The sequence below is a fragment of the Shewanella algae genome, from assembly GCF_009183365.2.
In the GTDB taxonomy this organism is placed as follows: domain Bacteria; phylum Pseudomonadota; class Gammaproteobacteria; order Enterobacterales; family Shewanellaceae; genus Shewanella; species Shewanella algae.
Genome location: NZ_CP068230.1, coordinates 3,518,494 through 3,530,588, shown reverse-complemented (window position 1 = coordinate 3,530,588; position 12,095 = coordinate 3,518,494). Strand labels below are relative to the sequence as shown.

General features: G+C 53.2%; 12 protein-coding genes. 10 read left to right on the top strand and 2 right to left on the bottom strand.

Annotated elements, in window-relative coordinates; all coding sequences use genetic code 11:
- Nucleotides 1-23: 23 nt before the first annotated feature.
- Both E1N14_RS15805 and E1N14_RS15800 read right to left on the bottom strand, forming a co-directional pair.
- A complete protein-coding gene (locus E1N14_RS15805) occupies nt 24-1,292 on the bottom strand; it encodes an HlyC/CorC family transporter (protein ID WP_025010562.1) in 1,269 nt (422 codons plus the stop codon).
- A 100-nt stretch (nt 1,293-1,392) separates the two neighbouring features.
- The gene (locus E1N14_RS15800) at nt 1,393-2,181 is read right to left on the bottom strand and encodes a cytochrome C assembly family protein (protein ID WP_025010563.1); all 789 of its coding nucleotides are present in this window, start codon (nt 2,179-2,181) and stop codon (nt 1,393-1,395) included.
- A 305-nt stretch (nt 2,182-2,486) separates the two neighbouring features.
- Here E1N14_RS15800 and ffh point away from each other — a divergent pair, with 305 nt between their 5' ends.
- From ffh to E1N14_RS15750, 10 genes are all read left to right on the top strand, one after another.
- The gene (gene ffh / locus E1N14_RS15795) at nt 2,487-3,860 is read left to right on the top strand and encodes a signal recognition particle protein (RefSeq protein ID WP_025887855.1); all 1,374 of its coding nucleotides are present in this window, start codon (nt 2,487-2,489) and stop codon (nt 3,858-3,860) included.
- A 215-nt stretch (nt 3,861-4,075) separates the two neighbouring features.
- A complete protein-coding gene (gene rpsP / locus E1N14_RS15790; RefSeq protein ID WP_025010564.1) occupies nt 4,076-4,327 on the top strand; it encodes a 30S ribosomal protein S16 in 252 nt (83 codons plus the stop codon).
- A 21-nt stretch (nt 4,328-4,348) separates the two neighbouring features.
- Nucleotides 4,349-4,879: a ribosome maturation factor RimM gene (gene rimM, locus E1N14_RS15785; RefSeq protein WP_025010565.1), complete on the top strand. Its 531-nt coding sequence runs from the start codon at nt 4,349-4,351 to the stop codon at nt 4,877-4,879.
- 16 nt (nt 4,880-4,895) lie between these two features.
- Nucleotides 4,896-5,639, top strand: a complete 744-nt coding sequence (gene trmD, locus E1N14_RS15780) for a tRNA (guanosine(37)-N1)-methyltransferase TrmD (RefSeq protein ID WP_025010566.1) — start codon at nt 4,896-4,898, stop codon at nt 5,637-5,639.
- Nucleotides 5,640-5,673: 34 nt separating this feature from the next.
- Nucleotides 5,674-6,027: a 50S ribosomal protein L19 gene (gene rplS, locus E1N14_RS15775; protein ID WP_025010567.1), complete on the top strand. Its 354-nt coding sequence runs from the start codon at nt 5,674-5,676 to the stop codon at nt 6,025-6,027.
- Between the two features lie 287 nt (nt 6,028-6,314).
- Nucleotides 6,315-7,406, top strand: a complete 1,092-nt coding sequence (locus E1N14_RS15770) for a 3-deoxy-7-phosphoheptulonate synthase (RefSeq protein ID WP_025010568.1) — start codon at nt 6,315-6,317, stop codon at nt 7,404-7,406.
- Nucleotides 7,407-7,419: 13 nt separating this feature from the next.
- Nucleotides 7,420-8,559, top strand: a complete 1,140-nt coding sequence (gene tyrA, locus E1N14_RS15765; protein WP_025010569.1) for a bifunctional chorismate mutase/prephenate dehydrogenase — start codon at nt 7,420-7,422, stop codon at nt 8,557-8,559.
- A 229-nt stretch (nt 8,560-8,788) separates the two neighbouring features.
- Entirely contained in the window at nt 8,789-10,450 is a 1,662-nt protein-coding gene (gene hcp / locus E1N14_RS15760) for a hydroxylamine reductase (protein ID WP_062793809.1), read from the top strand.
- 68 nt (nt 10,451-10,518) lie between these two features.
- Complete coding sequence (locus E1N14_RS15755) at nt 10,519-11,616, top strand: FAD-binding oxidoreductase (protein ID WP_062793810.1); 1,098 nt, start codon at nt 10,519-10,521, stop codon at nt 11,614-11,616.
- A 99-nt stretch (nt 11,617-11,715) separates the two neighbouring features.
- Nucleotides 11,716-12,051, top strand: coding sequence for a hypothetical protein (locus tag E1N14_RS15750; RefSeq protein ID WP_025010570.1), 336 nt, complete (start codon nt 11,716-11,718; stop codon nt 12,049-12,051).
- The last annotated feature ends 44 nt before the right edge of the window (nt 12,052-12,095 follow it).

The window sequence follows — 12,095 nt, the reverse complement described above, 5'->3', positions numbered from 1 at the left end:
CTCAGCTCAAAGCGGGTTGAGTTTCAGGATGGGCGATAAAACTGCGGCATGATCCGCACTGTCTTGATCATGTTGTCGGCCACTTCCACCACTTCCATCGGGTAACCCGCGAGCCTCAGGCTGGTATTGGCCTGAGGTATCTCTTCCAGATATTCCAGGATCAAACCATTGAGGGTCTTGGGGCCGTCGGTGGGGAAGTCCCATTCCATCTCTTTGTTGAGATCGCGGATATTGATGGTGGCATCGATCAGGAAGCTGCCATCCTGCTGCGGGGTAATATCTTCGCTGGGAGTAGTGACCATGGAAGTGGTAAAGTCACCGACGATTTCCTCAAGAATATCTTCCAGCGTCACCAATCCTTGAATATCACCGTATTCATCCACCACCAGGCCTATGCGTTCCTTATTGTGCTGGAAGTTGGCCAATTGCACGTTGAGCGGTGTGCCCTCGGGAATAAAGTACAGCTCTTTCACGGCTCTAAGTAGCGAGGATTTACTGAACTGCTCCTTGGACTGCAGTCTCAAGGCATCACGCAGATGCACAAAACCCACGGCATCATCTATGTTGTCACGATACAAGAGTACCCGGGTATGCGGGCTCTGAATAACCTGCTTGTTGATACTCTTGAAGTCATCATTGATATTGATGGCATAGAGCTCGGAGCGGGGCACCATGATGTCTTCCACTGTGACCTTTTCCAGATCCAGAATCGACAACAGCATCTCCTGGTGGCGTCTTGGGATCAGGGCCCCGGCTTCATGTACTACTGTGCGCAGCTCTTCCTGGCTCAGGGCATCATCAGCACGAATGGAGCGTATTCCCATCAGCCTGAGAATAAAGGAGGTGATAATATTGACGCTCTTGACCAGAGGCGAAAACAGCCACAGCAACCACTTGAGTACCAGGCTGGAGGGGAAGGCGATACGTTCGGGGTGCAGCGCAGCCACAGTTTTGGGCGTCACTTCGGCAAATACCAATACCACAAGTGTCAGTACCCCGGTGGCTATGGCCAATCCCAAGTCGCCCCAGAGTCGAATCCCTAAAATTGTGGCGATTGAGGAGGCCAGGATATTGACCAGGTTGTTGCCTATGAGGATCAGGCCTATGAGCCTATCGGGGCGGTCCAGCAACTTAATGGCGCGTCTGGCGCCCTTGTGACCATTATTGGCCAGATGACGTAACCTGTAGCGGTTTAGGGTCATCATGGCGGTTTCCGAACCGGAAAAATACGCCGAAATCAGAATTAACAGCAGTAGAATTATCAGGAGTATGCCGGTCGATATATCGTCCAAAAAGGGGCCCCGTCAGGAATAGCGAAAGTTAGTAAATACTGGCAATTGGATGGAGTGTCAAGTCAGGCAAAGGTCTAGGCCTTGCCCGACTCGACTCAGATTAGCTCAGGATGAGCTCTTTGACGATGCGGGCGCCAAAGTAAGCCAGGGAGAGCAGGCTGGCGCCTGTCAGACTGTAGATCACCGCCGTGCGGATACGGCAACCCACGGTATATTGCTGCCACAACATGGCGATATAGACGAACCAAGCCAGAATGGAAAGTACCGCCTTGTGACCCTTGCCATCGGCAAACATATCATCAAGGAAGATAAAGCCGGTGGCGAGCGACAGACTCAGCAAAATCACCCCTATGATGATCAGGTGGTACAGCTGCTTTTCGACCGTCATCAGCGGCGGAATAGCCGGGCTCAACATCAGCTGCTTTTTCTTCAGCTTGTTCTGGATAACGGCCAGCTGGATGGCATAGAGTGCCGCTATCATCAAGGCACTGTAGGCCATCAGTGACAACACCACATGGACCAACACTTCGGGGTGCAGCTCAAAATGGGTAATGTATTTGGGCGGCAGCAGCCATAGCAGGGCTACGGATATCACAGAGCAGGCATACACAACAGGCACCAAGACTATGACCTTGATACGGGAAAGCACCAGAGTGAATGCCAAAGCGATGATCCAGTTCACCATGGATATCACATTGGTCAGGCTGAAGTTCTGGCCATCGGCGGTAAAGATCGCCTGGTACAGGGCTGCGGCGTGCAGTATCACACCCAAGGCGGCAAAACCGGCTACGGCGCGGCGGTTGGGCCCCTCGGCATGAAATAAGCGGCTTGTCACTAATATCAGCGCTATGCTGTAGAAAAACATCGCGGCAGCAGAGAGAATGACCATCTGGGATTAACCTATCCTTATGTGTAATTGGCCTCTGTGGGCGGCATCGGAAAAACTTGTTTGCGTTAGAATAACATGAGCCGTCGGTAATTGGGCAGTGACCCAGACGACAAAATTATGCAGTTCCCGACAGTTAGTGCATAAAATACGGCAATTGGTTCCCACCCGCATTAAGGCAAAATGTTTATTTGCACCTTGATAAGCGTCTATTTAACCCCATCTTGAGAACAGGGCTGCATTAATACCCCGGCATAGTTATAATACGCCCCATCATTTTACATTCATAAACGGTATAGAACTGGACGATGTTTGAGAATCTCACCGACAGATTGTCCCGCACCCTGAAAAATATCAGTGGTCGGGGTCGCTTGACTGAAGAGAACGTGAAGGACACCCTGCGCGAAGTTCGTATGGCATTGCTGGAGGCCGATGTGGCCCTGCCTGTGGTGCGGGAATTTGTCAGCAGCGTCAAAGAACGTGCCGTTGGCCAGGAAGTGGCCAAGAGCCTGACCCCGGGCCAGGTGTTTGTCAAAATTGTCCAGAGTGAACTGGAAAAAGCCATGGGCGAGGCCAATGAGGCCCTCAACCTGGCCGCCCAGCCACCTGCCGTATTGATGATGGCGGGCCTGCAGGGCGCGGGTAAAACCACCAGTGTCGCCAAGCTGGGTAAGTTCCTGCGCACCAGACAGAAGAAGTCTGTGCTTGTGGTCAGTGCCGACGTATACCGTCCGGCGGCGATCAAGCAGCTGGAAACCCTGGCCAATGAAGTTGAAGTCGAATTTTTCCCATCGGACGTCAGCCAGAAACCGGTGGATATCGCCAATGATGCCATAGCTTACGCCAAGCGTAAGTTTATCGATGTAGTGATTCTGGATACCGCCGGTCGTCTGCATGTGGACGAGGCGATGATGGATGAGATCAAGGCACTGCACGCTGCGGTCAAGCCGGTTGAAACCTTGTTTGTGGTCGACGCCATGACAGGTCAGGATGCGGCCAATACCGCCAAGGCCTTTAATGAAGCGCTGCCGCTGACCGGGGTGATCCTCACCAAGGTGGATGGTGATGCCAGAGGCGGTGCCGCCCTGTCCATTCGCCATATTACAGGTAAACCCATTAAGTTCCTTGGGGTCGGTGAGAAGACTGATGCCCTTGAGCCTTTCCATCCAGACCGGGTCGCTTCCCGTATTCTGGGGATGGGAGACGTGTTGTCGCTCATCGAAGAAGTTGAGCGCGGTGTCGATAAGGAAAAAGCTCTTAAGCTGGCCTCAAAAGTGAAGTCCGGCGGCAGTTTTGACCTGGAAGACTTCCGTGAGCAGCTGCAACAGATGAAGAATATGGGCGGCATGATGGGGATGCTGGAAAAACTACCCGGTGTCGGTCAACTGCCTCCCGATGCTTTGGCGCAGGTGCAAAACGGTAAGCTCACAGGTCAGATGGAGGCTATTATTAACTCCATGACGCCAGATGAGCGTAAGCGCCCGGATATGATCAAGGGCTCGCGTAAACGCCGCATCGCCGCCGGTTCCGGCACTCAAATTCAGGATGTAAACCGCTTGCTGAAGCAGTTTACCCAGATGCAGAAAATGATGAAGAAAATGTCCGCCAAGGGCGGCATGCATAAGATGATGCGTGGCCTGGGAGGCATGTTGCCTCCGGGAATGAAATTCCCCGGCCGCTGATACCAAAAGACCTTACCGGGAAGGTGCAAACCTTCCTTAGCTATTGTCCCGCTTGGGATAAGCTGTGAATGGGCGTTGTAAAATTAGCCGGGATCGGTTGCATTCGCCCGAAAGTCAGGTAAAATCTTCCGGCTTTCTATCTGGGACTCTTCGCGAACACGGGGTTCCAGTTTTTATTTTTGCTGAAAAGCAAATCATTAGAGGATAAAGAACGCATGGTTACCATTCGTTTAGCTCGTGGTGGCGCGAAAAAGCGTCCATTTTACAACATCGTTGTTGCTGATAGCCGCAATGCCCGTGACGGTCGTTTCATCGAACGTGTAGGTTTCTTCAACCCTCTGGCCAAAGGCCAGGAAGAAACTCTGCGCCTGGATCTGGACCGTGTTGAGCACTGGGTTTCAAACGGTGCTGCAACTACAGAACGCGTAGCAAAACTGATCAAAGACGCTCGTAAAGCAGCTGCTTAATAGCGTTTAAGGTATAGATTGATGAGCAGTAACCCACAGCCAATCGTGTTGGGCAAACTTGGTTCCAGCTATGGCATTAAAGGTTGGCTGAAAATCACCGCCTATACCGATTCTGTTGAAGGTATTTTTGACTATTCACCTTGGCTCATTAAAGAACAGGGCGAATGGCGTGAAGTGAAGGTCACCCAGTGGCGCTATCAGGGCAAGGCGGTTGTTGCCGCACTTGAAGGGGTAGAGACGCGGGAGCGGGCGCAGATGCTCACTAACTGTGAGATCGGCATACTGCCTGAGCAGATGAAAGACCTGCCGGAAGATGAATTCTACTGGCGTGATCTTATCGGCTGCGAAGTGATCAACACCAAGGGCTACAACATGGGCAAGGTCGATCAGATCGTGGAAACAGGATCCAACGACGTCTTGCTGGTGAAGGCCAACGCCAAAGATAGCTTTGGCAAAGCGGAACGTATGATCCCCTTTGTCACCGAACAGTTCATCAAAGAGGTGAACGTTTCGGCAAAACAGATTTTAGTGGATTGGGATCCGGACTTCTGAGTCGAGGAAACAGCTTATGTGGTTAGGGGTAATCACCCTGTTCCCGGAGATGTTTCGAGCAGTAACAGACTTTGGCGTGACGGGTCGGGCCGTGAAGAATGGCCTGCTGGAAGTACAGACGTGGAATCCCAGGGATTTCACCCATGACAGACACAACACTGTGGACGACAGACCTTATGGTGGTGGTCCCGGAATGTTGATGATGGTTCAGCCCCTTCGCGATGCCATTCATGCAGCCAAGGCTGCGGCAGGTGAGGGAGCCAAGGTGATATATCTGTCACCTCAGGGACGCAAGCTGACTCAGCAAGGCGTATCTGAGCTGGCACAATCATCCAAGCTGATCCTGGTGTGTGGTCGCTACGAAGGTATCGATGAGCGCATCATTCAGACGGAAGTGGATGAGGAGTGGTCGGTTGGTGATTACGTGCTCTCGGGCGGTGAATTGCCGGCAATGACCCTGATAGATTCGGTTTCGAGACTGGTTCCCGGCGTGCTGGGCAAACAGGCATCGGCAGAGCAGGATTCCTTCTCTGACGGATTATTGGATTGTCCTCACTATACCCGGCCTGAATGTCTCGATGGACTGGATGTTCCGGCGGTGTTGCTCAGCGGCAACCACGAACAAATTAGACGCTGGCGTCTACAGCAGAGTTTGATAAGAACACTGCAGCGACGACCAGAATTATTTGAAAATCTAGCTCTGACTGACGAACAGACGACTCTATTAGCGCAGTTCGTTGACGCAATGGACTCAGCCTAGTCGCAGCTCAGTTAATTCTAGAACGGAGTAAGTTATGAACAACATCATTAAAATGCTCAACGATGAGCAAATGAAAAAAGACGTACCTGAGTTCGGTGCCGGTGATACCGTAGTCGTTCAGGTTCGTGTTAAAGAAGGTGACAAAGAGCGTCTGCAGGCCTTTGAAGGCGTGGTTATCGCTAAGCGTAACCGCGGTCTGCACTCTGCATTTACCGTACGTAAGATCTCTAATGGTGAAGGTGTTGAGCGTGCTTTCCAAACGCACAGCCCACTGATTTCCAGCATCGAAGTTAAGCGTCGTGGTCGCGTTCGTCGCGCCAAGCTGTACTATCTGCGTGAGCGTTCAGGTAAGTCTGCACGTATCCGTGAGAAGCTGGCTACTAAGTAAGCCGCTACATAAAGACGCAAGTGTTCGCACAGAGACCCGCCTATATGGCGGGTTTTTGTTTTCTCTTTCGCTGCTCCACGAACTGGCGACAGCCAAGCTCACAATCCTGCACGCCTGCACAGACTAAGTGCCCAGCCTATTGCTCCCACCTTTGCGACGACATGAAAATTTTTCTGGTTTCGCCCTTGATCTCTTGGCTCAGTCTCGGCATAGTGTAATGCTGTAATGGTGTACCGCTACGATGATGCGATTAAGCAAGTCGCGCAAATTAATTTCAGGTGATCAGAATGCAGTCCAGTAATATAGAGAATGTGCACATCAGTGCCGAACAAGTCCTCATAACTCCCGAAGAACTCAAGCAGCAGTTGCCACTTTCTGATCACGGTTATCGCTATATTCTCAGTGCCCGCAAGACGGTTTCCGACATAGTTCACAAGCGTGACAACCGGGTGCTGGTCGTCACCGGCCCTTGCTCTATTCACGATATTGAGTCGGCCAAGGAATATGCCCTCAAACTGAAAAAGCTCCATGACGAGCTCAAGGATCAGTTTTTTATCCTGATGCGGGTCTACTTTGAAAAGCCCCGAACTACAGTGGGCTGGAAAGGGATGATCAATGATCCCGATATGGATGAGTCCTTCAATATTGAAAAAGGGTTGCGGATGGCGCGGGAGTTGATGCTGTTTCTGGCCGAACTCGAGTTGCCGGTTGCCACCGAGGCGCTGGATCCCATCAGTCCGCAATATATTTCCGAGCTGGTGACTTGGTCAGCCATAGGCGCCAGAACCACAGAATCACAAACCCACCGGGAGATGGCCTCCGGGCTTTCCATGCCGGTAGGGTTCAAGAATGGCACGGATGGCAATCTGGGGGTGGCCATTAACGCCCTCAAGTCGGCGGCCAGCAGTCACAGATTTATGGGGATCAATCAACAAGGGCAGGTTGCTTTGCTGCAAACCGCCGGTAACCCGGACGGGCATGTGATCCTGCGAGGTGGGGCGGGCCCCAACTATGACGCCGATTCGGTGGCCGAATGTGAACGGCAGCTGCATGGTGCCGGGCTCAATGCCAGACTGATTATCGACTGTAGTCATGGCAACTCCAACAAAGATCATCGGCGGCAACTGCCTGTGTGCCGGGATGTATTTGACCAGATAGCGGCGGGCAATCGTTCCATAATAGGTTTGATGCTGGAAAGCCATCTGTTTGCCGGTAGTCAGGCCTGTGATCAGCCGCTTGCCGAGCTTGACTATGGGGTTTCGGTCACAGATGCCTGCATAGATTGGCAGGACACGGAGCAACTGCTCAGGCAAGGAGCGGCGCAACTGAGTTCTATTTTACCCACTCGCTTTGATATGCTCAGGGTGGCAAATGGCTGACGGAAGATTTGAGATGAGTGAGAAAACCACGACAGAGCTGGAAAAGTTACGCGGACTGATTGACGGCGTCGACCAAGAGTTACTCAAGTTGCTGCGTCAGCGGCTGGATTTGGTGGCCCAGGTCGGCGCGGTCAAACACAACGCCGGCCTGCCCATCTATGCACCGCAGCGGGAGGCCGCCATGTTGGCCAAGCGCCGTGCAGAAGCCGAAAGTCTGGGGGTATCGCCGCAGTTGATAGAAGATGTGCTCCGGCGCTTGATGCGGGAATCCTATCTCAACGAGAAGGATGTGGGTTTCAAGCAGGTGAACCCGGATATCAACAAGGTGGTGATCATTGGCGGTCGTGGCCAGTTGGGCACTCTGTTTGCCCAGATGCTGACGCTCTCAGGCTATCCAGTACATCTGCTCGATAAAGATGATTGGGATAATGCCGATGCTATCCTCGACGGGGCCGGTCTGGTATTGGTCACTGTGCCGATTGCCATTACCTGTGAGCTTATTCGCTCCCGTTTACAAGGCTTGCCCAAGGATTGCATTCTTGCGGATCTGACCTCGATAAAGTCGGAGCCGCTGCAAGCCATGCTCGAGGCCCACAGCGGACCTGTGGTGGGGCTTCATCCCATGTTTGGCCCGGATGTGGGCAGCCTCGCCAAGCAGGTTGTCGTAGTGTGCCATGGCCGGCAGAGTGAGGCCTATGCCTGGCTGCTGGAGCAGATAGCTATCTGGGGAGCACGGCTGGTGGAAGCGGATGCCGGTAAGCATGATAAGGCGATGCAACTGGTGCAGGCGATGCGCCACTTCTCCAGCTTTGTCTATGGCCTCAACTTGTGCCGGGAGCAGGCCGATCTCGATAGTCTGCTGCAGTTCAGCTCGCCGATTTACCGGCTGGAGTTGGCCATGGTCGGTCGCTTGTTTGCTCAAAGCCCAGAGCTTTACGCCGATATCATCTTCGCCCAGCAGGAGAGTCTGGGTGCTATCTCCGACTATCTGGACAACTATGCCGGCGCTTTGGCTATGCTCAAGGCCGGTGACAGAGATGGCTTTGTGCGCCAGTTCCGTGAGGTGGCCGAATGGTTCGGTGACTTTGCACCACAGTTTCGCAGCGAGAGCCGCAGCATGCTGCAGTCGGTCAATGATATGAAGAGTCACTGATCTCAAGGCCGTTAACTCAGCCGACGGTGCAACGCGATTTATCCAAGGGAGCCTTCTAGGCTCCTTTTTCATTTGTATCAGCCAGATAGAAGTCAAAAAGCCATTTGTTCAGCAATCGCTTAAGGTGATCCCCTTCAAGCTTTGTGACTCACGTTCTTTCGTCTGAGCGATGAAAGAGTACACTGATTTAAAACATGCAAAAACAAAGCATGATTAAAGGAGATATGCCGTGTTTTGTATTCAGTGTGAGCAAACCATTCGAACCCCGGCCGGTAATGGCTGCAGCTATGCCCAGGGGATGTGCGGTAAATTGGCCGCGACCTCGGATCTGCAGGATCTGTTGATTTACATGTTGCAGGGGCTGTCGGCCTATGCTGTCAAACTCCGGGAGTTTGAGGTTATCGATCCGCAAGTCGATACCTTTGTGCCCAAGGCATTTTTCGCCACTCTGACCAATGTCAACTTCGACGATGAGCGGATTAGCGAATATGCAAAAGAGGCCGCTCGCTTGCGAGATCAGTTAAAGCAGCGCTATCTGGAGCTTTGCGAACAAAGGGGCGTGACACCCGAGCCTATGTCCGCCGCGGCGACTCTGCTGCTGGGGGCGTCCAAGGCCGAGCTATTACAACAGGCCAAAGTGGCTGCGCCCAACCGAGGTGATGACCTCAATGAAGATATTCTCGGTCTGCGGCTCCTGTGCCTCTACGGCCTGAAAGGGGCGGCTGCCTATATGGAACACGCCCGGGTTCTGGATCAGACCAGCAGCGAAGTGGCCGGTCGTTTCCACGAAATCATGGCCTTTCTGGCGACCGACAGCACAGATGCGGACAAGCTGTTTGCCACCGCGATGGAGATAGGTCAGCTCAACTATTCTGTGATGGCTATGCTAGACGCCGGTGAAACCGCGGCCTTTGGTCATCCAGAGCCGACTCAGGTCAACACCAAACCGGTGAAGGGCAAGGCAATCTTGGTCTCTGGCCACGATATGAAAGATCTCGAGCTCATCCTGCAACAGACAGAAGGCAAGGGTATCAATGTCTATACCCATGGTGAGATGTTGCCGGCGCTGGCCTATCCCGAGCTGAAGAAATACCCGCATCTGGTGGGGAACTACGGCAGCGCCTGGCAAAATCAACAGAAGGAATTTGCCAACTTCCCCGGCGCCGTGGTGATGACCTCCAACTGCATTATCGACCCTAATGTCGGTCAGTATGCCGACCGCATCTTTACCCGCAGTATCGTTGGTTGGCCGGGCGTGACTCACCTGACCGGCGACGATTTCAGTGCCGTTATCGACAGGGCACTGGCGCTTGAAGGCTTTGCCTATGATGAGATCCCCCATATGATCACCATAGGTTTCGCCCGCAACGCTTTGATGAACGCGGCGCCTGCCGTGGTTGAAAACGTCAAGAACGGCAATATCCGCCACTTCTTCCTGATTGGCGGCTGTGATGGTGACAAGGCCGAGCGCAGTTACTTCACCGACCTTGCCAAGGCGGCCCCAAAAGACAGCCTGATCCTGACCCTGGGCTGTGGCAAGTACAAGTTCAACAAGCTCGAATTCGGTGATATCAACGGTATCCCCAGACTGCTGGATATCGGCCAGTGTAACGACGCCTACTCGGCGATTCAGCTGGCGCTGGCACTGTCCGAGGTATTTGAGTGTGATATCAACGAATTGCCGCTGAGTCTGGTGCTGTCCTGGTTTGAGCAGAAGGCGATAGTGGTCCTGTTGACCTTGCTGTCACTGGGAGTGAAGAACATACGTACCGGCCCAACTCCGCCGGCCTTCCTGACCGCCAATTTGCTGAAGGTATTGGAAGATAAGTTCGGCCTGCGCAATGTCGGCACGGTTGAGGAAGACCTGGAGGCGATTCTCGGCGCCGCTTGATGCGTATCTCTTGAGGCCGGAATGCCAGCGGCATTCCGGCCATTTCTTTCTCTGTAGAGGGAGTTTCGATGACACTCAATCCATTACAAGTTTCGCCGGCAATCAGTCAATTTCAGGCTGGTCAATGGGTTCCCGGAGAGCTGCGGCTCATTTGTGTCGCCCGCTGGCAGGAAACCCCGGATGTGGTGAGTTTTCGTTTTAAAGCGGCCCAGCCGCTGTCTTTTCATTTCAAGCCCGGGCAGTTTTTGGCATTGCAATTGGAGATGGCCGGTGAGGAGTATCGCCGCTGTTATACCATCTCATCTTCGCCATCTCGGCCTAATTCTTTGATGCTGACCATCAAGAGGGTTGAGGGCGGCAAAATTTCCAACTACCTTATCGATAATCTTAAGCCGGGCCACAGCCTGATGGCTTCCGGGCCCTACGGCCAGTTCAACCTTATCGATATACCAGCCGAGCGCTACCTGTTTTTAAGCGCCGGTTGTGGCATCACGCCGATGTTTTCCATGAGTCGTTTTCTGACCGACAGTTATCTTGACAGCGATATCGCCTTTATTCACTGTGCCAGAAGCGAGCAGGATCTCATCTTCCGAGGCAGTTTGCGGGCCATGAACAGCCGTCACGATAATTTTAAGCTGGGCTATCTGCTGGAGCAGGGAAGTGAGACTGCCTCAGTCTCCGGGGACCTTGCCGAGTGCCCTATGTTACCGGGACGCCTGAGCTTGGCGGCACTGGAACAACTTGTGCCGGATTATCGCCAGCGCACCGTGTATGTCTGTGGCCCTGAGGCTTATATGACGGCCACAGAGCAGATGCTGGCGCAAGCAGATTTCGATATGACGCGTTTTCACAAGGAAAGCTTTGCTGAAAATACCTCGGCGCCCGCGGGTGACGGTTCGGCCAATTATCGCTTGAGTGTTGCCGGCCTTGAGCTCAGCATCAATGGCGATCAGACCCTGCTCGAAGCGCTGGAGTCTGAAGGTTTGCCCATTATTGCCGCCTGTCGCAGCGGCGTTTGTGGCTCCTGTAAGTGCCGGGTTGTCTCCGGTGAGGTGGAAAGCAGCAGCCAACAGACGCTCAACCAGGATGAGATTGACTCAGGTATGGTGCTGGCGTGCTCCAGCCGGGTGAAGAGTGATATTCAACTGGAAACCGGCCCCTTCTAATTCTGTTTCCGGCATTGCAGAAGTGGCGATCTCACAGTATGGTTAAAGCAGGGCAAGAGCTTTGGGCCCTGCATTCCAGATGTTGGCCGGAGACAGACTATGACCAGCTTACCCTCAGAAGCATTTGCCAGTGAAGATCGCAGCATGGGCCATTTTTTATATGCGCTTATGTGTGCCTTTCCGTTGTTTTTCCTGCCTGTGCTCCTGAGCCTGTTGATTAACTTAAGCCAAAGGCAGGTTGCACCTCTGTCGCTGCTGGGCTCTCACTTGCGCTGGCAAAGGCGCAGTATTATGGGTTTGGCACTGTTACTGGCTATGGGCTACTGGGTCAATCCGCTGTGGCTCAGCCTCAGCTTGTGCGCCCTGGGGGTTATCTGGTTCAGTTACCGGATCTTCAAGGGCTGGCTCAGCCTAACAGATGGACAAGCCATGTAGCTCTTGTCTGCTACCAGGGAAGCGGTCAGCCTGATCGCAAGGAA